The sequence below is a fragment of the Bradyrhizobium sp. 142 genome (assembly GCF_023074015.1).
In the GTDB taxonomy this organism is placed as follows: Bacteria; Pseudomonadota; Alphaproteobacteria; order Rhizobiales; family Xanthobacteraceae; genus Bradyrhizobium.
Genome location: NZ_JADPKQ010000159.1, coordinates 1 through 19,628 on the forward strand (window position 1 = coordinate 1; position 19,628 = coordinate 19,628).

Genomic DNA, 19,628 nt, shown 5'->3' on the forward strand with positions numbered 1-19,628 from the left:
GCCGGCCTTGACCGCCCCTGCGCGCGACGCGATCGACGTTCTGCAGGGCCGGGACGAAGGAACGGCCCTTGCCTCGAACAAAGGAACTGCGCGGTATGACTCAGCCTGAGCGGATCTCGTGCGCTATACCCGACTGAGCGGACCTCCACCGGAGCTGATGCCTCTTCGCCAGTGGCGCCACGATGATGTACGGTCAATGCTCGGTTAGCCGGGGAAGCAGTCTCACAGGGAGCACGATCATGAAAGCGCGATTAATTATCGCCATGGCAGCAAGTCTGCTCCTACCGAATATGTCCCAAGCTTCCGAAATCAAACTCCTTGCCTCCGTTGCAATGAAGGATGCGTTTCTCGAATTGATCCCCCAGTTCGAGGAGGCGACAGGTCATAAGGTCTCTGTGGCGTGGTCAAGCACCCCCGATGTCCAGAAACGCATTGCGGCCGGCGAAGCCGCCGATTTGATCATCTTGGGCGACAGCGGAACTGAAGAGCTGATAAAGCAAGGCAAACTTGTTGCCAGCAGTCGCGTCAATTTCGCGAAATCGGGCATCGGAGTTGCGGTGCGCGCTGGTACGCCTAGGCCCGATATCAGCTCCGCAGAGGCCGTAAAACAGTCAGTGCTCGCCGCAAAATCCGTCGCCTACTCTGCCGGAGCGAGCGGCATCTATCTCATCACCATGTTTCAAAAGCTCGGCATCTCCGACCAGGTTAAATCGAAAACTGCCACGGTGAAGCCGGGTGAACCGGTTGGTGAAGTGGTCGCGCGCGGCGAGGCCGAGATCGGTTTCCACCAGATGAGTGAGCTCATTCCGGTGAAGGGCATCCAAATTCTTGGATCGCTGCCGGCAGAGATCCAGAACATCACCGTGTATTCGGGCGGCATTCATAGCGCGACGAAGGCGGCGGACGCTGCCACGGCGTTGGTCAAATTCCTCACCGCACCGGTCGCTGCACCGATCGTTGAGAAGCATGGCCTAGAGCCAGGCTGATTACTTCCCGCAATTTCGACGCGATGTCGCTTAACGGTCAAAGGCGGCAGCTTTCACTGGAGGCGATGACTTCTGCTCTACCGCCGACTCCGTAGCTGCCGCTGCACTGCGCCAACCGAGGCGATGGTCAACAGCGGATGCGCGGGAGTTCTGGCTGCGCCCAAGTCGCGCCTGTTTGCGTGCGTTTGCGGCGCCTGCCGCCGGCAGGCTGCATACATGATTCATTCGATATAGCCACGGCCTCTGAAGGTCAGGATGTTCGGGTGGCTGACGTTGCCGTTCACGACGCCGACCGTAATATTGTAGGTTGCGTCGCAAGCGCCGCGCTGGGTGACGAAGACCAGATTCCACGTCCCGTCGAAGCGGGAGCCTGCGAATGCCTGGCTCTGGAGTCCCAGGCAGGATTTCGCCGAGCACGAGGTACGCGGCGAGCATGCGCGCCGTCCGACGGATGACCTGCCGCACTTCGTCGTCCTGGAGTCACAGCGCACTCAAATCTTGCCGGACAGATGGCCGCTCCGTAGAGCGGCACTTCCGGCTGGCTCACCAGCCTCGCGTTCCGAAGCTGAAGCCGATGCTCGGCCCGCCGCCGTAGTAGCCGTACCCGCGATCGTAGTAGCCGGGGCCGTCGGAGTAGCCGTAGCTCCGGCGCACGACATAGCTGTCGTCGTCGCCGTAGTACCGCTGAACGTAGCGCGGTCCGCGGGTGCGGAAGCAGCGTCCGTACTCGTTGCAGACCAGGCGGACCTGGTCGACGTTGGACGCCTCGGCGGAGCCGATCTGCGTTGGGCTGAGGGGAGCGGCGGAGGCCGCGGAGGCAAGCAGCGTGGCGGCGAATGCGCCCAGTGCGATGGTCTTCATGATAACGTCCTTTCCGCTTTGGCGAGATCAGTCGATCTCGTCGATGACGCGACGTTCCTGCGGCTCGACGACGTACACGCACGCCACGCACATCATAGTGACCCGTCAAATCAATCCGTCAGGGCGTCGGCCGTTCCATCGACGGAGCGCCATTTGAAATTGCCTTCCTGGGCCACATACGTGAATATGGCGCCTTCGGTTGGCCTACGATTTCCAGAGGTCCGATCGACGAGGCGGTTTAGGCGGCCTTCGAGCCTCTTGAGAAACTCTGCCACCAGCGGCGCTAGAAATCCGAAGACGTACGCGCCGCAGGCCGGCCGCTATGGCTTCTTCCGAAGTCAGATCGATACAAACGCACTCAGCAGCCGGCGGGGGTTGATGCGTTGCTGCTCGGTCGAGGCCGATTAGGCGGAATTGACCAGCGAATCGATTGATGAGGGCCGAGCCGATGAACCCGGTGCTGCCGGTGACAATGACTACATCTTTGTGTTGCGCCATGGGTGCACCCTACTCTCATCCAAACCGCCAGAGAGCCGGCTGGTTTCAACCGCTAGAATTTGAGTGCCCTGAAGAGCCCTTGCACGGGCTGCGAGCTGGATCAGTCCGGCTGTGCGCTACCTTCGTACATGAATGTCATCGACTTCGGTCCGGGCATGTAGCCTGTCTCGATCCGGTCGATGCGGAATCCAGCCGCTTCGATCATGGAGCGGATCGGGCGGTTAAGGTGACAGCCACCGCTGATATGGCGCCAAGCTGGTGTCAGCCGATCCTGCCACCAACGTACGCTCTCGTCCGGAGCGAGGCCGTGCTCGACGAACAGAAGCCTGCCACCCGGACTCAGGACGCGCCGCATTTCTGCGAGGGCCGTGGCGGCTTGCGGGATCGAGCACAAGGTCCAGGTCGTGACGACCGTATCCACGCTATGGTCGTCGAGCGGAATGGCTTCGGCGGAAGCTTCGACGAAGCTGACTGGCATGCTTGTCGCCTGTGAGGCGCTTTTAGCCATGGTCACGAGCCGCGGTGCTGGTTCGAGCGCGAGAACCTCCCGCACCGGCTCGCGATAAAACGGCAGGTTCATTCCCGAGCCGACGCCGATCTCGAGCACCCTGCCCTCCGCCGCGCCGATCGCGCGTTCACGATAAGGCACAAGCTGATTATTGCGCATCGCAAGATCGCAAAGCCTCGGCAGGATGACGTCGCCGTAGAAACCCATCGAGCACTCCTGAAGGTCGTCCTAGCGGCAGTGAGAGGTCGCGGACATCACTGACGCTCGCAGCGCCGGATCGAGTTCGGTTCTGCTGAGCGCCGCGGCTTCGTCGGACATCGGTTAGCAAAGGCAGGCCACCAAACATTCAGCAGCGAATGCGCGGCTCAGCAATGAGGTTCGCGAGATCAGTTTTCATACATTATTGCGCCGCTGTGCCGATCGACTTTCAGTCGTTGCACAAGCGAGTTATCAACCGTAACGACGTCGGCGGTGATCGTCCCGTCGCCACTGTTGATGTCTCCCAATTTCAGCCGCTTGTTGTTGAGATGCTCGAGCTGCGACGACAGATATCCGCGCACGTCTTCGGCCGACAGGTTCATCATCGGCGTCACGCGCGACCCAAACAGTCCGTCGGAGCCGCCGGCCGTCTTACCCATGCCCATCATATCCGAGCCCATCCTCCCATCCTGCATCATGCCGGAGCGCATCATCGGACACATCATGCCGCCCATGTCGCCGTGCATCGGCTGTCGATCGCTCGACTGTTGGTCCGTTCCATGTCTCATCATGCCTTGACCCATGCCGCCCCGCATCATGCCCGAACCCATTCCATCCTGCATACCCTGCGCCGCCGCCGGTTCAATCGAAGCTGCTGCGGTGGTGGTGGCGATGACTATCGCGAGTAAAAGCATTCCTTGGCGCATATCCTTCCTCCGTTACTTGAATTCACCCTTCGGGCGCGTCATCAGCGAAGCGGGAATTGCGCTCCCTGGCGCTTTGACCAATTCATGGTGCCGGCTGGTTCGAATGCTCAAACGATCATCCGCCGCGGCTCAGACTGACGCATAGACCGTCGGCGCCTTGCCATCCCTCGTGATGGCGTAGATTACAAAAGGCTTGGCTTTTTGACCGGACATCCCGGGTGAGCGCGCCGGCATGCCCGGCAATGTGATACCTGCGATCGGCGGCCGCTCCTTCAGCAGTTTCTGCACCACCTCGACCGGCACATGGCCGTCGACGACATAGTTGCCGACAAACATTGTGTGGCAGCCCTGATATTTTTCGGGCACGCCGGCCTTCTCGCTGATCTGATTGAGATCGTTGGTCGGCTTGACCTCGACGTCGAAGCCGTCGCTGCGCAGATACGCCGCGTAGCCCTCACAGCAGGTGCATTGTGGGTTCTTGTAAAGCGTCGCGTGGATCGGCGCGGCCGCGACAGCCGGAAGCACGGGAGCCATCGCGGCGAGCATGCAACCGAGGCAGAAGGTTCGTCGTTTCATTGAAACTTTCCTTTCTGGGTTCAAGCGATACGAAGGATAGCCATCATCCCCGACACCTGGTGATCGGTGACATGGCCGTGCAGCATCCAGTCGCCGGGATTGCTGGCTACAAAGCCAATGTCGGTGGCTTCTTTTGGCGGCACGAGAACCGTGTCTGCCCATTGCCGATGCGGCACCGATACGCCGTTGCGGCTGAGCACACGAAAGCTGTGGTCGTGCAGATGCATCGGATGCCACCATGCGGTATCATTGCGGAGCGTCACGATGTAGCTCCGGTCGCGTTCGAATGTCAGCAGCGACGCCATCCCGGCCTGACCATCGCCGGTCATCGAGATGCCGTTGATCGCCCACGTTCCGTGCGACATCCCGGACATTCCGCCCATGCTTCCCATCCCGGCCATGCCGGCGCCGCCCATCATGCCGCCCTGAAGATGAAGCTCATGGTGCTGCGCCGTTGTCAGGTCCGGCTCCGGCACTGGATTGCGGGGCAAAGCGAGCGGGAGATCGATCGAATGCGCATGAAGAGGCGGCGCGCCGTCATAGACAAGTTGCGTCAGCCAGTACGACAGGCCGTCATAGAAATCATCAATGACCCGGTAGCGCTTGCCCGGTTCGCCATGCATGTCGAGCGCGAGATCGATGCGCATTGCCGGCCCCAGAAGCAGGCGGCCGCCGTCCGGTTCGTGCGGATCGCAGGGCTGGCCGTCGATGGCAACGATCATAGGGCGATGGCCCTCGAAGCGAAGCGCCATGATCCGCGCAAGCGAGGCGTTCACGAGGCGCAAACGAATACGCTCGCCGGCCCGCACCGGCTCTTCCTCCGAAACCAGTCCATTCACGGTCACGGTGTTGCCGACGCGCCCCGACATCGCCCCATCCATGCCGTTGCCGAAGCCGGACGCAATCTGCGCGCTGCCCGTGAGCCGCTAGTCCGCCAGCACCCAGAGCACGTCGCGATCGACGGCGATGGGCTGCGGCTCGTCGACGATCATGGCGCCGGCCATGCCGCGCCCGAGCTGCTGCAGGCTGTCGACGTGTGGGTGGTACCAGAACGTGCCGGCGTCGGGCGGCGTGAATTCGTATATGAACTGTTCGCCCGGTCTGATTGGCGCTTGAGAAATTCCAGGGACGCCATCCATCGCAATCGGCAACCTGACGCCGTGCCAATGAACGGTAGTATCCTCGCTCAATCCGTTTTTGACGACGATGCGGACGGGCTCGGCCTGTCGCACCCGTATTGCGGGACCAGGCACGCGGCCGCCGTAACACCAGACCTTGGTGTCTGGATGAGGTTTTCCGACCAGCGATGTGTGGCCGGGGGCCGCAGTGAGTGCGAACTGCTGGGCCGATCGCGCAGACCCGGCTCTTACGCTGCGAAGCGCTCCGCTTGCGAATAGGCCGGCTGCGCCGGCGAGGAACGCGCGGCGACTGGTTGCGTGAGGAAGAATAGTCGACATTGACTCACCATCCGGTGTCGCGGGGTCGCGGCAGAACACAATGCGTTGCTCTGAAAGTGCGGACACGATGCGCTATTGTTGCGCCCCGCCACTTCTCGAAGCTCCAAAGGTCGATCGCTTTAACCGCTAGGAGTTGGGTTGCGGAGGTCCATGCTCATCCGCAACCTTGCGCGCTAGGGCAATGGCAATTCCAGTTCCATTGCGCGGCTGCAGACGTTACCGACCCTTCGGGCCGCCGCGATATTGCGAAGCGGATCCAGCCGCGCTCGGGGTCATCGCGGGCTGCAAGCGAGATCCCGCCAAGTCGTAGGCGAAAGCATCGCTTGGCAAACCAACGGCCCTGTATTGCGGGTATGGCGCACTCTTCCTGGCCTCACTCGGCCAATAGCTCTTGTCCGAAATGGTCGAGCCCGCATAGGCAGATGTGGACGCCATCAGGGGCAACAACAGTGAAATCGTCAGAATGGGTTTAGTCAACATGGTCCGGCTCCATTGTGAAAGCGCGCGTCATGTACGCTTGTGATAATGAGTTCGGAGCAAATCGTCGGGCGGTTACAGGCTCACGCTGACGTGAAACCACCTGACAGGTCTCTCACCAACGCAACAGCCGTGGCCCCAATGCTGCACCAGCTAATGTGCAAAGCACAATTGTGGCGACATACCAGACCGCGACGAACGGCGCTGAATCGTTGGTGCAGTGAAAAGCGTAGGCCATCGCGCTGACCCCACCGGCAACGAGACCGGCAGCCGCGCCGGTCCGAACGAGATTGGTAGGCGCGGCCCTCCGCACCGCAAAAATGACGACAGCGAAAGGTACGATGGCGATGATAGGAATCGAGAGCAGGCACTCAAGCCATTCGTCGCCGAGTATCATGCTGTCCCAATGGGAGCTTGGCGCGGTTCCCAGGCTGATGGCGCCGAGTAGCGCGATGGCCGCAAACGGCACCATAATGGAGTATGGCGAGACACCACGTTCCGCGCCGGGGCGCGCGAGCCTCAAGAGATAGCGCATCGCGACGCCGATCACCGCAAGCGCGAACGCGATCTTCAATAACAGGAAAATCGTGGCGTGGGTCGTGGTGACATCGGCGCGAAGACCCAAGGCGGCAAGCGTGATGCCGAGCGCGACGATTACAGCGCCGGCGACGGCGATGGAGATGCTCCGGCCGACCAGTCCGCGGCGGACAGGTTCGACATTTGTGCTGAGCACGGCAACGAGATCATCCGTCTTCATTTTGGATCTCCTGCGCGGATGAAGGTCGCCAGCACCCGCAACCCGCGATGAATGTTGATCTTGACCCCCGATTCCGAGATACCGCACTGCACCGCCGCCTCGGCGACGCTCCGCCCCTCCAGCTTCACGCATTGAATGGAGCACCGCACCTTTTCCGGAAGCCGCTGCAGAAGCTTCCTGATGTCATGCGAACTCTCGGCATCGGCATTGTCATCCTGCGCCATGGCCTCGGTGCCCTCATCGAGTGGGACGCTCGCGGTCGATCGTGTGCGGCGCAGATAGTCGATCAGCTTGTAGCGGGCAATGGTGTGCACCCACGGGGTGAATGGCTCCCCGGTATCGTAGGTGTGGCGTTTGAGGTGTATAGCCAGCAGCACTTCCTGCACCAGATCTTCGGCTTCCGCCGCGCCGCGTCCGGCGCGGGCGAGCTTGCCCTTGTAATAGGCGCGCAATCGGCTGCTTAGCCGGTCGAGCAGCGACCGGTAAGACACCGCTTCGCCATCGAGGCCCGCCAGCATTAGCGCCTTGAGTTCCGCTTCGCTCGATGTCACCGGCCGTTATCCCTGTTATTCGCCGCTGGAGCGGTTTCGGTTACACCGGCGCTTCTTAATGATGAAAAAATCAGGGCCCAGGACGGCCGCCGGTGCCGATGGTGCATCAACTACGCTTCGCCGGCCGTATCCGCCTTTTCCGTGCATCGCTTTCTTGCAGCAATTCGGGGCCTGACCAAGTGACCGTTCCATTGTCTTCCACGACGAATGCACTGCTCTTTTCCGCCGGCACAGCCGTATTGGGTTTGCGCGGCAGCCCAAATCCCTTGATCAAGGCATAGACCGCCGGGATCACGACCAGCGTCAAAATGGTCGACGAAATCATGCCGCCGATCATAGGCACCGCAATCCGCTGCATCACTTCCGAGCCGGTTCCGGTGCTCCACATAATCGGAATGAGGCCAGCCATGATCGCGACAACCGTCATCATCTTGGGCCTGACACGCTCGACCGCACCCAGCATGATTGCCTCGTTGAGGTCCGCCCGCGTGAACGGCCTGCCTTCCGCGGCCCTTTCGGCGTGAAGCTCCTTCATGGCCTGATCGAGATAGATCAGCATGACGACGCCAGTCTCTGCGGCGACGCCCGCCAGCGCGATAAAGCCCACCGCAACCGCGACTGACATGTTGAAGCCGAGCCACCACATCAGCCAGAGGCCGCCGACCAGCGCGAACGGTAGCGACAGCATCACGATCAGTGTCTCGGTCAGCCGGCGGAAATTGAGATAGAGCAGCAGGAAGATGATCAGCAGCGTGACCGGCACCACGATCTTCAGACGTGCGGTGGCGCGCTCCAGATACTCGAACTGGCCGCTCCAGACGACATAATTTCCAGGCGGAAACTGCACATTGGCGGCCACGGCCGCCTTGGCATCGGCCACGTAACTGCCGAGATCGCGGTCGCGGATGTCCACGAAGATGTAGACCGCGAGCTGGCCGTTCTCGGTCCGGATCGATGTGGGGCCGCGTGTCAGCTTGATCGTGGCAACTTCACCCAGTGGCACCGTCCCACCGCTCGGCAGGGCCACCAGCACGTCTCGCGCGATCGACTGGGGATCGCTGCGGAGATCGCGGGGATAGCGCAGATTGACGCCGTAACGCTCCCGACCTTCTACCGTCGTCGTGATCGTCTCGCCGCCAAGAGCAGACGAAACCGTGTCCTGTACGTCGCTGACCATGAGACCGTAGCGTGCAAGCGCTTCCCGGTCAGGTGCGATATCCAGATAATAGCCGCCGATGACCCGTTCAGCGTAAGCGCTCGAGGTGCCCGGCACCGCCTTGACCGCGCTTTCGACTTGCCGAGCGAGCTTCTCCATCTCGGTAAGGTCTTTACCGATCACCTTGATGCCGACTGGCGTACGGATGCCGGTCGCGAGCATATCGGTACGAGCCTTGATTGGCATGGTCCAGGCGTTCGACACGCCGGGGAATTGCAATGCCTTGTCCAGTTCGGCGATCAGGGCGTCGACCGTCAGGCCCGGACGCCACTGCTGTTTCGGTTTGAGGTTAACGACAGTTTCAAACATCTCGGTAGGAGCAGGATCGGTCGCGGTCTCCGCTCTTCCGGCCTTTCCATAGACCGACTCAACCTCGGGAAACGTCTTGATGAGCTTGTTCTGCGTCTGCAAAATCTCCGCTGCCTTGGTCACCGACAAGCCGGGCAGCGTCGTCGGCATGTACATCAGCGTGCCTTCGTTCAGACTCGGCATGAACTCGGTTCCGAGCTGGCGGGCCGGCCAGAGGCTGACCGCCAAGGCAACGAGCGCGAGAAAAATGGTGAGGGTCTTGGCTTTCAACACGCCCTGAATCAGTGGCCGGTAGACCCAGATCAGGAAGCGGTTGATCGGATTCTTGTGCTCCGGAATGATCTTGCCGCGAATGAAAAGCACCATGAGAACGGGAACGAGGGTGATCGAGAGGATCGCCGCTGCCGCCATCGAGAACGTCTTGGTATAGGCAAGCGGGCTGAACAGGCGCCCCTCCTGCGATTCCATGGTGAAGATAGGCAAGAACGACACCGTGATGATCAGCAGGCTGAAAAACAGCGCGGGACCAACCTCCCTCGCCGCCTCGACCAGGACTTCGAGGCGCGGCTTGTCGGGCGGGGCGCGTTCGAGATGCTTGTGCGCATTCTCGATCATGACGATGGCGCCGTCGATCATGGCACCGATCGCAATCGCAATGCCACCGAGGCTCATGATGTTCGAGCCGATACCGAGCGCCTTCATGGCGGCGAACGCCATCAGGATCCCGACCGGCAACATGACGATCGCGACGAGCGCGCTGCGCACATGCAGCAGGAACACGATGCAGACGAGCGCAACAATGATGCTCTCTTCCGTAAGCGTCCGCTTCAGCGTTTCGATCGCGCTGTAGATGAGGCTCGAGCGGTCATAAACCGGGATGATCTCGACACCTTTCGGCAGTGCCGAAGCCATCTCGGAAAGCCGCGCCTTCACATTGTCGATGACGTTGAGCGCGTTCTGGCCGAAACGTTGCAGCGCGATGCCGCTGGCGACCTCCCCCTCCCCGTTCAGCTCGGTGATCCCCCGGCGTTCATCCGGCCCAAGCTCGATCCGCGCTACGTCCTTCAGCAAGACCGGTACGCCCTTGTCGACCTTCAGCACGACGTTCGAAAGGTCCGAAAGGCTCTTTACGTAGCCACGGCCACGTACGACAAATTCAAATTCCGACAGCTCCACGGTTCGTCCGCCGACATCCATGTTGCTGCCGCGAATGGCATCGCGCACCTTCGAAAGCGGAATGCCGAGCGACCGTAACCGGTTGGGATCGAGGATGATGTTATATTGCTTGACAAAGCCGCCGACGCTGGCCACTTCGGCAACGCCCTCCGCCTTGGCAATGCCGTAGCGGATGGTCCAGTCCTGAAGGGATCGCAGGTCGGCCAGCGATTTATCCTTGGACTGCAGCGCATATTGATAGACCCAGCCGACGCCGGTCGCATCCGGGCCCAGCGTCGGCGTCACGCCATTCGGAAGCCTTCGCGCAGCCGCACTGAGGTATTCGAGAACGCGCGAGCGGGCCCAGTAAATATCGGTGCCGTCTTCGAAGATGATGTAGACGAACGAGACGCCGAAGAAGGAAAACCCGCGCACAACTTTTGATTTCGGCACGGTGAGCATGGCGGTCGTCAGCGGATAGGTCACCTGATCTTCGATGACCTGCGGCGCCTGGCCCTTGTAGTCTGTATAGACGATAACCTGCGTATCGGAGAGGTCGGGAATTGCGTCCAGTGCCGAATTCTTCAAGGCATAAACGCCTGCAGCCACAGCGAACACAACGCCGATCAGGACCAGCATCACGTTGCGAGCCGACCAGTCGATGAGCCGCGCGATCATTGCGACTTCTCCCCGGAGTCGAGGCCCTTGAGCGCAGCTTTGAGATTGCTTTCGGCGTCAATCAGGAAGTTCGCGGAGACGACGACCTTGTCGTTCTCGGCGATCCCTTCCTTGATCTCCACCAGGCCAGCGCCGCGCCGGCCGAGCTTCACCGGGCGCGGTTCGAAGCGCCCTTCGCCCTTATCGACCAGGACAATCTGCCGCTCGCCGCTATCGATGACCGCGCTGCTGGAGACGGTCACGACCGGAGCCTCCGCACCCGTAGAGATCTCAACATCGGCGTACATGTCCGGGCGCAGCACCTCGTCCGGATTTGGCAATTCGATCCTGACGCGTCCGGTTCGTGTTTCCGCCATCAGGTGCGGATAGATCAACGCGACTTTCCCGGTGAAAACACGGTCGGGATAGGCGCGAAGCCGGACGCTCGCTTTTTGTCCGATCTCGACCAGCGAAAGGTCGCGCTCGGCGATGTCAACAATAACCCAGACGACCTGATGATCCGCGATCCGGAACAGGACGTCGCCGGGCGCCGCGCGCATGCCGTTGACGGCCGTGCGCTCGATGATCTCGCCGTCCTGAGGTGCCGGCCAGTTCACGTAAGTTGGAATTTCGCGGGTGCGCTCGAGATCGGCAATGAATGCTTCCGGCGCATCCAGGTTTTCGAGTCGCCGGCGTGCGCCTTTCAAGGCTTGATTGTTGATGCCGGCATTCGGGCCTGCATTGAGCGCAGAAAGATACTCGGCGGCGGCGCTCGACAGGTTTGGGCCGTAGACGCGCATCAGCCGCTCTCCCTTGTGGACGTGCGAGCCGGTGGTAACGTTTTCGACGCGGTCAATAAAAGCTTCGAATCGCGGCGACACAACCGCCTTGCGGCGCTCATCCTCCTGAACGGTGCCGGGCGCGCGAACAACCGTGTTCAGGGTACGGCGCTCCGCGAGCTCGGTCTGGACACCTGCTTTTTGCAATTTTCCGGCACTGACTTTGACCGAGGAATTGTCCTCCTCTTCGCCCTCATAAACCGGCAGGTAGTCCATCCCCATCGAATCCTTCTTCGGAGTCGGCGAGGTATCAGGAAGGCCCATCGGATTGCGGTAATAGCGGATTTTGCCGGGAGTGCCCCCTTTGGCAGCTATGGTTTCGGGAGCCTTGTCCTCGAAACTTACGTCTTCGCTGGCGCGAACTGCGAGGTAGTCCTTGCCCGCCGAAGTCTTCTTCGGCGTCGGCGAATACTCTGGCCGGCCATCCGGATCACGGTAGTAGACGACGGGCCCCGTAGGTTCCGGTTGAGCCGGCCCCTGTTTTGAGACCGGCAGAACAGCGTCAAGCCAGCCGGGAAGCGGACCGTTCGAGCGCCCGACGACCAATCCGGCCACTCCAACAGCCAAGGCCGCGAACGCAAACAAGAAAGCGGCAACTAGCCGTCTCATCGCAAATCTCCCGCCAAGCGTTCCATCTCAGCGCGTTCGAAACTGGCAGGGGCTTGTGCACGAGACGTGCCTCGTCTGCGCCTCCCCGATAAGTTCGGAGTAAATCGCCTGCCGGTTACATGTTCACGGCGACGTGAGGCGGCCCAATGGGCCCGCTTCATAGTGAACCTCCTGCCAAACGTTCCATCTCGGCAGATTTCATCTGGAGTTCGACCTTGAGTTTCAGCAGATCGATCTGAACGGTTCGCAGCCGGCGCTCCGCTTCGAAGACAAAAAACAGATCGGTCGTTCCGGCCTGAAAGCCATTTCGGGCGGTGTCGAGTGAGGTGCGCGCCGCGGGGATTTGGCGCGAGGCGTAGATCTGCACCACCTTTCGCAGCGCATCGACGCTGTACCAGGCATCCGCGACCTGTCCGTCGATTCGCAGCCGCAGCGCCTCGTTGCGAGCTTGCGCAGCGCCAAGTCGCGAGCCGGCCGCGCGCTGTTCGGCGTCTTTAGCCTGATATTGCAGCGGCAGCTTGACGCCTAGCATGAACTCGCCGGTGTCTTCCATGCCGGGCCGCTGGACGTATTTGGCACCGAGCGTCACGTCGGGGTAGTAGTTGAGATCGGTAAGGGATTTTGTTTGCGCCGCCGCGTTGCTCTGTGCTCCGGCCAGCGCCAGCATCGGGTTCGCGGAACGTGCAAGCGCCTGCGCCTGCGCCAGACTGATCGTCTTGACGGCCCGAAAGCCGGTTGGCGGAGCCAACGGAGCCAGGGACGGACGTCCGATCAGGGCATTCAGCCTGGCCGCAGCGGATTTCAGTTCTCCCTGCCGGCGAACGACGTCGCCCTCGGCGGTGGCAGCTTCCACCTCGGCTCTAATGACGTCCTGCTGATCGACCGACGTTGCGCCATATCGTGACCGTACCAGCCCGAGGATCTCGTCATCGCGCCGTTTGATTTCGGTCGAGATCGCCACGGCCTCATAGGCCGCATTGTATTCGCCGTGTGCGGCGACGACCTGTGCAATCAGTTCGGTAACGGTCGCGCGTCCCTGGAATTTTGCGGCGTCGGCATCCGAGCGCGCGATATCGCGCTCGAGTCCGTATTTGCTCCACAGCTTGAGGTCCTGTTCAAATCCGATGCGACGCTGGCCCACGCCCTGGCGATTGACGTCCCACGCTTCGAGAATGAGAGTCGGATCGGCCAGCACGCCGGCCGTTCCGATCTTGTGGACCGCCGCATCGAATTCGAGCGAGGCCGCCGCCACCGTCGGATTGAGCCGCTTAGCAATTGCGACGACGCTTTCCACGGTCGCCCCGGGCATGGTCTGCTCACCAGCCGCCGCCGGAGAGAACCACAGCATGGCTGTCGTTGCTCCGACCACAGCGAGCCGGCTGATGCTGACAGTGCGGGTCACGGCGTTGCCTTGATGACGAGTTTATTCTCGACCGTCCCAGTTTCGCCCTGAACCTTGGCCGCCAAGGACAATTGCCAGCCGCCCTCCATCGTCACGTCAGCCTTGAACTTATAGATTCCAGGTTCCGTGCTCGGCATGGGCTCGATCGCGGTCTTCATCGTCTCCATGCCGTCCGGCGCCATATCCATTCTCTTGGCGAAGATTACCGCGTCGGAGACAGGCTTGCCGTCGGGCTTGTGGACAAGTCGGACCGAGATGACCGCGTCGCCCTTCCTGACGATCTTATCAACCAGCTGGAACTCGTAATCGTTGATATCTGCATGCGCGAGCGTTGCCGACCCGGCCACGGCAATGCCGATCAGCACGGCCTGGATGACACGCGCGCACCTGAAGCTGTCCATGTTGCAGTCCTCGATGTCCTGATGCGCCGCAAAGGCGCGCAATTATCCGCGCGGCCCAAAAGCCGCGCAATAGCAGACGGCGTGGGAACGCCGATCAGGTCGAGAGTCGAGGAGGATGGTCCGGAGGGACGCCGATGAGGCCGTCGCCAATCACGTCGACGACAACAAACCGCAATATGCGAGCAGAGAGCGGGACCGGGATGCCATTGGCGGAAGGCGGTTCGGCTTGAGCCACCATCAGCATGCAAAGCGCAATAAGCGGACAATCCTGGCAATTGTTGCTGTGCTGCTTGTCGGGACAACAGGGCATGTCGGCCGGCATCCCCGCCATATCCATCGTCATGGCCACGGGCAGCCGCTTTGCCGCCGCCGGTGTCACCAGCGGCGCAGCAACCAGCCCAGCGATCACAAGGACCGTGAGCAAACGACTGATGAATCGGTAAAAATTCATGAGGCAACATCACACAGGAGCGCCGAATTGGGAAGGCCAGGCGCCTCACAAGCTTGCTAACGAAGTTTACGACGAGAAAAGCACCCAAAATCATATGGTTAACTCGGAATCCGCCGAGCCGAGTCAGAGCGCTCAGCTTGAACGAGCGCTACCCGGATAACGAGCGCCGTCGCCCGCAAGGCACGACGTACCCTGCCCCGCTGCTACGCGGCTTTATCTGCATGGCGGCGCTCCCGCGTGATCGCAAACCACAAGAAGACGATTCCGACGAGAACCAGCAGGGGCTCAAGGACGAGGTCCATTTCACAAACCAGAAACCCGATGAGCACAGCGAATGCGCCTGTGAGCACTGCGAACTGTCCAACCGGCACCGTGACCGGATACAAGGTGAACGCAAGGACCAGATCGGGTTGGGTGTTGTTGACCTGCCGAAGGCCGGCGGAAGAGGACAAGCAAAGGTTCAAGGACGTCGGCCTTTCGTGTAATTGAACGGTCAATCCCGCACCGGACAGCAGACCAACAAGGAACGTGCAGGAGCCAATTCGATTGCTCCGAGGCGTCCGCACCGCGGTCACAGCGACGACGATGCGCCGGGCAGCAGCGTTAATTGCAAACGTGACGTTCGCTCTCCACACTATCTTGTTGCTCTGTAGATCAGGAGCGCAGATATTTGATCGACGCTGCGATCCCAAGTACGGCGAAGACGAAAATGGCGAGGTGATATCAGTCCTGATCCAATGAGCGCCGCAACCGCAACGTAGCCCATGCCGGAAAAGCGCAGCAGAACGTTATTCAATTCGCTTCTCTGTGCGGATCGTTCCTTTTCTCGACCGACCAGCAAGAGAATGTAACCGAGCGGCACCAGTGCTCCGAGCCATGCGCCGGCGGCCAGCAGATGCACAGCATCCGACACCACATGCACTATGCCCGCGATCCCCTCATCGATTTGAGAGTGGCCTACACCCGCCAGCGAGATCAACAGCGCCGCAGCCAGGATCGGCATGATCGGATCCCGGCCCGGACTGAATTTTGAAACGACACGATTCCAAGACAGGCCGATCATGATAATGGAGAGAAGAAGCCTGATGCTCCATACGTTACCGAACCCCGTATCCTGCACGACCGTCCAGATCAGTTCGGGATCAGTCGCGTCGACCAAGGCACCACTCATGTTCGCGACCGAGAAGACGAACCAAAGCATGCCGCTAAGCAACGCCACAACCGCGGCGCAGAGCAGTACAGATCGCCACCAGCGAAATAGCTCGTTCGGCTCGGCGGCTGTCGCGTAGGTGTACAGCGGAAAAAACGATGCGCCGGCGAGTGTGGTCACGGCCGCATAGTGTAGAAACCGCGAGAGAATGAGCCCGATATCGATCATCACTGCCTGATAGTGAAAGCATAGTTGCCCTTCACACGGTGGGTGTCGTCGGACACCGCGTGCCATTCGACCTTGTAATCACCCGGGGGCAGTTGCTCATTGACCGGCACTATGAGCGATTTCTTGTTGGCTGGATCAATCGTGGGTTTGCCAGTCGGCATTATTTTTCCGGCTTGATCCTTCAACTCGATACCGGAGAATTGCAGGATCACGTTTTCGTTGAACGTGATCCTTATTTGCGTCGGAGACATCGTCGTCGCCAGGCCGGCTGCAGGCTCAGCAGATCGGAGTTCCGGATGAGCATAGCCGGCGCCCGCGTGGAGGACTGCTGCGATCGCCAGAATGATGGCAGCCGTTTTGGTATTCGACATTCGATCTTCCTTTATCAACACTGGTTGGAGCGAACGCGATTCAATGCGCGCCTGCGATCAGCAACAGAGCTCCAAAGACCACAACAGTGTACCCGACTGTCATCGAGGCTGGCATCGCCCATCGGCTGCCTGTCAGATAGACCCAGAGATTGCCGTCCCAAAGGTCGCCCGCAACGTCGAGATTAAAGATGCGGGCGAGCAGGTAAATCGTGACGGGAAATCCATACATCTCGGCATAAAACGCAATAATGAAGGCTTGCACGATTCCTGCCCGGGTCCATTCCCGCCAGCTTTTCGGCACGACGAGAAGGTAGAAACCCCACGACACAAGGACGATTGAAATTGCGGCGCCTCCGAAGAGCATGTTTGCGCTCATATCAGTCTCCTGGTCGATACCTGCCGGCTTCGAATACCATCGCGGATTAGCTTGACTTCCGTTTCTGCGGATCCTGAACGACGGCGCGATCGCATCTTGTTCCGCGCTGTTGTGCAGATGCACAGTACACAGGCCTCGGCCGCCTACACTCAGCCTCTCCTTGCTCGGGAGCGCCCTCCCAATTTCTGCACCCAGCCTGCTCTTCCATTTAGTTCGTAACGAATGACCGCTCGGTTACATCGACCCCGACAAAACTGGGGTCGCAGAAGGGAAGAAAATCGCTAGAACACCCTCAACAAACAGGATTATGATCTCCATTGAACGCATGGCCTTCATCGAAGGAGGTGACCATGTTCAAGCTAAATCGACCAAGCGAAGCGATCATCGATTTCAGCAATCTCGTCTTGGGTGTGTTCCTGTTTCTGTCGCCCTGGATATTCGGATTCACGTCCGACCTCGGATGGCACACATCGTGGATCGCAGGCACTGCCATCAGTGTCATCGCGATCTTCTCAATTGGCGATCTTTTCGCATCAGCTACGATTCCGAGCTTCATCGAAACCGAGGAATGGCTCAATCTCGCTATCGGCCTGTGGTTGGCGGCATGCCCGTGGATCCTCCGCTTCCACGGCGACCCACTGGCTATGCGAGTCCACCTGGCGGTCGGGCTGGTCATCGTGGCAATTGCGGTTGTTGAACTCTGGCTGATGCACCACAACCCTCCGCATGAAAGGGCGTAAGGCAGTCCGAGATAGTCCAACTTGCTCCGACTTTCCGTGGAGCGCCGACTTGCGGACGTCTTCACGAACCCGTGAGGTTGTAACCGGCCTGGCCCGGCTTGCGAATTAAGTGATCATGGCGGCTCGCCATCGGAAAACCAGAGGAGAAAATCTATGCTTGATGACCACCCTTATCGTATCCCGCGCGCCGGCGTGTTCGCCTTGACGTTGGTGGGCGCAGCATTGACGCTGCAGACGAGCGGGGCTCTGGCCCAGGGCGGCATGTCCGACATGAAGAAGATGCCGGGCATGAACGACAAGATGAGCGACACGAAAAAGGCAACAATAGCGAACGGAACCGGCACCGTCACCGCCCTGAATGCTGCGAACCACAAGGTCACATTGGACCACGGTCCGATCCCCGCCATCAATTGGCCGCCCATGAAGATGGAATTCGCAGCCGCTCCGTCGGTCGATCTTGCGAAACTGAAGACGGGCGACAAGGTCAATTTTACCCTGAGCGGATCTGGCAACACGTATACAGTACAGTCGATCAGCCCGACGCCCTAATGGCCCATCTGGCGGAGCGAACTACCGAATAGCGAAAAGATGCAGAAATCGGCGTGCGCCTGCCCTTCGATCACGTAGTCACTTACCGCTCCATCCCAACACAGTCGCGCAACATCTCGCTGCGCGACTGCCGCCCATTGCGGACGACAGGTTGTAGGAGGCCTTGGTTCATCTCGCGATCAATCACAATGCTTGTCGTCCGCAGGGGATAATCTACAGCTGTGAAGGCAGGCAATCTGGTAGCGTTTTTCCAATGGGGACGCGTCTGAGCCATTCTTTCAGACTAGAGCGTGCTAGATTCCCCAAGGGCGCGGAGGCATTGTGATGATCACTAACAAAATGAGACGCCGTGATTTTATATTCCTGATCGGAGTAACCTCTTTTGCCGTTTCGTGCCCTGCGAAAGCCAGAGATGTCCCTGCGCTTTTGGGTTTTTTAGGTAGTGGAGCAGCGGATTCGAGCGCGATCCTATTAGACGCCTTCAAAGAGGGACTGCAGGATCAAGGCCTGGTAGAGAATAGGGACTACGTCCTCGATGTTCATTGGGCCAACGGCGCGTATAAGCGCTTTCCAGAGTTTGCCCGCGACTTGGCCCAGCGGAACCCAAGCCTGATCATGGTGACTACGATCGCTGCAGCGCGTGCCGCGCAGGCATTGAATTCCCAAATCCCAATCGTGATGACGGGCCTCATTGACCCCATCGGCGCAGGTCTCATCGATAGCCTGGCGCGACCTGGGGGCCACACAACGGGCATTTCGAGCATGATCCAGGACCTAACCACCAAGTCTCTAGAATTTCTGCATGATGCAGTTCCGGGAGCGTCCGTGATCGCCGTGCTATTCAACCCAGCCAATCCCACAAATCAGCCGATGCTCGAAGAGGCGATAACTCGCGGCCGCACAATGGGACTCGCGCTAGAAGCAGTCCCGTTCAAAAGCCCCGCCGAACTCGATGCGACGTTCGACAGGGTAATTAAGACGCGCCCAGACGGACTGCTGGTCATCTCCGACGCCACCCTTATCGATCTCCGCGACCGAATCGCGGAGCTAGCATTGCGGGCTCGCATTCCGACTTCGTCCTCCATTCCGGAGATGACCGATGCTGGGGCGCTCATCGGCTATGGTCCTCCTCGTCGAACTTTTTATCGCCGCTCAGCTGTCTACGTTAAAAAACTACTCAACGGAGCTAAACCCGCCGACTTACCGGTCGAGCAACCGGTCCTCTTCGAGCTGTCGGTGAACTTGCGAACTGCACGGGCGCTTGACGTTACCGTTTCGGGCGCCATGCTGGCTCGCGCCGACCGAGTGGTGGAGTGAGCACCCAGCGAAGGGCGCAGTATGCGCGTAGGGAGCCCTTCACAAGCTGATTGCCATTCCATCGCCAGTGCAGTCGCGTAGGAGGTTTCCACGCGACCGCGTTCGACTATCGCGGGCATCCGAGTTGTCTCGTTCTTTCATATCATATCGATTTCCCGACATGGTCACGCCAAACTTCGCGATGAGTAACGCCATTTCGCCTTGCCGGTGGATTTCGTTCGTGGCTTTCAGATAGCGACCAGCGCTGCGCACCCTCCGAGCTACTCGGTCCAAAGACAGCCA

General features: G+C 60.1%; 21 protein-coding genes and 1 pseudogene. 5 read left to right on the top strand and 17 right to left on the bottom strand.

What is annotated here, in order from left to right; genetic code table 11:
• Positions 1–239: 239 nt before the first annotated feature.
• Positions 240–986 (top strand): molybdate ABC transporter substrate-binding protein, encoded by a 747-nt coding sequence (modA, locus tag IVA82_RS14795; protein ID WP_247382864.1) that lies wholly within the window; start codon positions 240–242, stop codon positions 984–986.
• 543 nt (positions 987–1,529) lie between these two features.
• Here modA and IVA82_RS14800 read toward each other — a convergent pair.
• The 13 genes and pseudogenes from IVA82_RS14800 to IVA82_RS14860 form a co-directional block, all read right to left on the bottom strand.
• The gene (locus tag IVA82_RS14800) at positions 1,530–1,847 is read right to left on the bottom strand and encodes a hypothetical protein (RefSeq protein ID WP_247382865.1); all 318 of its coding nucleotides are present in this window, start codon (positions 1,845–1,847) and stop codon (positions 1,530–1,532) included.
• Between the two features lie 204 nt (positions 1,848–2,051).
• A complete protein-coding gene (locus tag IVA82_RS14805) occupies positions 2,052–2,345 on the bottom strand; it encodes an NAD-dependent epimerase/dehydratase family protein (RefSeq protein ID WP_247382866.1) in 294 nt (97 codons plus the stop codon).
• Between the two features lie 100 nt (positions 2,346–2,445).
• A complete protein-coding gene (locus tag IVA82_RS14810) occupies positions 2,446–3,060 on the bottom strand; it encodes a class I SAM-dependent methyltransferase (protein ID WP_247382867.1) in 615 nt (204 codons plus the stop codon).
• A 179-nt stretch (positions 3,061–3,239) separates the two neighbouring features.
• Positions 3,240–3,758, bottom strand: coding sequence for a hypothetical protein (locus tag IVA82_RS14815; protein ID WP_247382868.1), 519 nt, complete (start codon positions 3,756–3,758; stop codon positions 3,240–3,242).
• Between the two features lie 129 nt (positions 3,759–3,887).
• Entirely contained in the window at positions 3,888–4,334 is a 447-nt protein-coding gene (locus tag IVA82_RS14820) for a DUF411 domain-containing protein (RefSeq protein ID WP_247382869.1), read from the bottom strand.
• A gap of 20 nt (positions 4,335–4,354) precedes the next feature.
• Positions 4,355–5,791, bottom strand: a pseudogene (locus IVA82_RS14825) (multicopper oxidase family protein).
• A 592-nt stretch (positions 5,792–6,383) separates the two neighbouring features.
• Positions 6,384–7,025: a DUF1109 domain-containing protein gene (locus IVA82_RS14830; RefSeq protein WP_247382870.1), complete on the bottom strand. Its 642-nt coding sequence runs from the start codon at positions 7,023–7,025 to the stop codon at positions 6,384–6,386.
• Entirely contained in the window at positions 7,022–7,576 is a 555-nt protein-coding gene (locus IVA82_RS14835) for a sigma-70 family RNA polymerase sigma factor (protein ID WP_247382871.1), read from the bottom strand. Before IVA82_RS14835 ends, IVA82_RS14830 begins: the two co-directional genes overlap by 4 nt.
• Before the next feature lie 106 nt (positions 7,577–7,682).
• Entirely contained in the window at positions 7,683–10,934 is a 3,252-nt protein-coding gene (locus IVA82_RS14840; protein WP_247382872.1) for a CusA/CzcA family heavy metal efflux RND transporter, read from the bottom strand.
• Positions 10,931–12,298: an efflux RND transporter periplasmic adaptor subunit gene (locus tag IVA82_RS14845; protein WP_247382873.1), complete on the bottom strand. Its 1,368-nt coding sequence runs from the start codon at positions 12,296–12,298 to the stop codon at positions 10,931–10,933. Before IVA82_RS14845 ends, IVA82_RS14840 begins: the two co-directional genes overlap by 4 nt.
• 220 nt (positions 12,299–12,518) lie before the next feature.
• On the bottom strand, positions 12,519–13,763 hold the full coding sequence (locus tag IVA82_RS14850) for a TolC family protein (protein WP_247382874.1): 1,245 nt from the start codon (positions 13,761–13,763) through the stop codon (positions 12,519–12,521).
• Entirely contained in the window at positions 13,760–14,164 is a 405-nt protein-coding gene (locus IVA82_RS14855) for a FixH family protein (RefSeq protein WP_247382875.1), read from the bottom strand. The genes IVA82_RS14850 and IVA82_RS14855 overlap by 4 nt, the downstream gene beginning before the upstream one ends.
• A 94-nt stretch (positions 14,165–14,258) precedes the next feature.
• Positions 14,259–14,615 carry a hypothetical protein gene (locus IVA82_RS14860; RefSeq protein WP_247382876.1) on the bottom strand — a complete coding sequence of 119 codons (357 nt, stop codon included), beginning with the start codon at positions 14,613–14,615 and terminating at the stop codon, positions 14,259–14,261.
• A gap of 137 nt (positions 14,616–14,752) precedes the next feature.
• Here IVA82_RS14860 and IVA82_RS14865 point away from each other — a divergent pair, with 137 nt between their 5' ends.
• The gene (locus tag IVA82_RS14865; protein WP_247382877.1) at positions 14,753–15,100 is read left to right on the top strand and encodes a hypothetical protein; all 348 of its coding nucleotides are present in this window, start codon (positions 14,753–14,755) and stop codon (positions 15,098–15,100) included.
• A 149-nt stretch (positions 15,101–15,249) separates the two neighbouring features.
• Here the strand turns inward: IVA82_RS14865 and IVA82_RS14870 are convergent, their stop codons facing one another.
• Genes IVA82_RS14870 through IVA82_RS14880 form a run of 3 tightly spaced genes read right to left on the bottom strand, consistent with a single transcriptional unit; the run spans position 15,250 to position 16,740 of the window.
• Entirely contained in the window at positions 15,250–15,993 is a 744-nt protein-coding gene (locus IVA82_RS14870; RefSeq protein ID WP_247382878.1) for a copper resistance protein CopD, read from the bottom strand.
• Entirely contained in the window at positions 15,993–16,364 is a 372-nt protein-coding gene (copC, locus tag IVA82_RS14875; protein ID WP_247382879.1) for a copper homeostasis periplasmic binding protein CopC, read from the bottom strand. The genes IVA82_RS14870 and copC overlap by 1 nt, the downstream gene beginning before the upstream one ends.
• A gap of 40 nt (positions 16,365–16,404) precedes the next feature.
• Positions 16,405–16,740: a hypothetical protein gene (locus IVA82_RS14880; protein WP_247382880.1), complete on the bottom strand. Its 336-nt coding sequence runs from the start codon at positions 16,738–16,740 to the stop codon at positions 16,405–16,407.
• Between the two features lie 350 nt (positions 16,741–17,090).
• Between IVA82_RS14880 and IVA82_RS14885 the strand changes: the two genes are divergently transcribed.
• The 3 genes from IVA82_RS14885 to IVA82_RS14895 all read left to right on the top strand — a co-directional run bounded on the left by IVA82_RS14885 (position 17,091) and on the right by IVA82_RS14895 (position 19,346).
• Positions 17,091–17,480, top strand: coding sequence for an SPW repeat protein (locus tag IVA82_RS14885; protein ID WP_247382881.1), 390 nt, complete (start codon positions 17,091–17,093; stop codon positions 17,478–17,480).
• 153 nt (positions 17,481–17,633) lie between these two features.
• The gene (locus IVA82_RS14890; protein ID WP_247382882.1) at positions 17,634–18,029 is read left to right on the top strand and encodes a copper-binding protein; all 396 of its coding nucleotides are present in this window, start codon (positions 17,634–17,636) and stop codon (positions 18,027–18,029) included.
• 324 nt (positions 18,030–18,353) lie between these two features.
• Positions 18,354–19,346: an ABC transporter substrate-binding protein gene (locus IVA82_RS14895; protein ID WP_247382883.1), complete on the top strand. Its 993-nt coding sequence runs from the start codon at positions 18,354–18,356 to the stop codon at positions 19,344–19,346.
• A 39-nt stretch (positions 19,347–19,385) separates the two neighbouring features.
• On the opposite strand, the gene IVA82_RS14900 is transcribed toward IVA82_RS14895, so the two are convergent.
• Positions 19,386–19,628, bottom strand: a 243-nt coding sequence (locus tag IVA82_RS14900) for a hypothetical protein (RefSeq protein WP_247493359.1), incomplete at its 5' end; no start/stop codon positions are given.

What these genes read in the sequence shown, in the direction of transcription:
- IVA82_RS14840 (WP_247382872.1), bottom strand. Translation starts at nt 10,934, where the DNA reads ATGATCGCGCGGCTCATCGACTGGTCGGCTCGCAACGTGATGCTGGTC.
- IVA82_RS14890 (WP_247382882.1), top strand. Translation starts at nt 17,634, where the DNA reads ATGCTTGATGACCACCCTTATCGTATCCCGCGCGCCGGCGTGTTCGCC.
- IVA82_RS14820 (WP_247382869.1), bottom strand. Translation starts at nt 4,334, where the DNA reads ATGAAACGACGAACCTTCTGCCTCGGTTGCATGCTCGCCGCGATGGCT.
- IVA82_RS14810 (WP_247382867.1), bottom strand. Translation starts at nt 3,060, where the DNA reads ATGGGTTTCTACGGCGACGTCATCCTGCCGAGGCTTTGCGATCTTGCG.
- modA (WP_247382864.1), top strand. Translation starts at nt 240, where the DNA reads ATGAAAGCGCGATTAATTATCGCCATGGCAGCAAGTCTGCTCCTACCG.
- IVA82_RS14805 (WP_247382866.1), bottom strand. Translation starts at nt 2,345, where the DNA reads ATGGCGCAACACAAAGATGTAGTCATTGTCACCGGCAGCACCGGGTTC.
- IVA82_RS14895 (WP_247382883.1), top strand. Translation starts at nt 18,354, where the DNA reads ATGATCACTAACAAAATGAGACGCCGTGATTTTATATTCCTGATCGGA.
- IVA82_RS14860 (WP_247382876.1), bottom strand. Translation starts at nt 14,615, where the DNA reads ATGAATTTTTACCGATTCATCAGTCGTTTGCTCACGGTCCTTGTGATC.
- IVA82_RS14830 (WP_247382870.1), bottom strand. Translation starts at nt 7,025, where the DNA reads ATGAAGACGGATGATCTCGTTGCCGTGCTCAGCACAAATGTCGAACCT.
- IVA82_RS14800 (WP_247382865.1), bottom strand. Translation starts at nt 1,847, where the DNA reads ATGAAGACCATCGCACTGGGCGCATTCGCCGCCACGCTGCTTGCCTCC.
- IVA82_RS14855 (WP_247382875.1), bottom strand. Translation starts at nt 14,164, where the DNA reads ATGGACAGCTTCAGGTGCGCGCGTGTCATCCAGGCCGTGCTGATCGGC.
- IVA82_RS14885 (WP_247382881.1), top strand. Translation starts at nt 17,091, where the DNA reads ATGTTCAAGCTAAATCGACCAAGCGAAGCGATCATCGATTTCAGCAAT.
- IVA82_RS14815 (WP_247382868.1), bottom strand. Translation starts at nt 3,758, where the DNA reads ATGCGCCAAGGAATGCTTTTACTCGCGATAGTCATCGCCACCACCACC.
- IVA82_RS14870 (WP_247382878.1), bottom strand. Translation starts at nt 15,993, where the DNA reads ATGATCGATATCGGGCTCATTCTCTCGCGGTTTCTACACTATGCGGCC.
- IVA82_RS14880 (WP_247382880.1), bottom strand. Translation starts at nt 16,740, where the DNA reads ATGAGCGCAAACATGCTCTTCGGAGGCGCCGCAATTTCAATCGTCCTT.
- copC (WP_247382879.1), bottom strand. Translation starts at nt 16,364, where the DNA reads ATGTCGAATACCAAAACGGCTGCCATCATTCTGGCGATCGCAGCAGTC.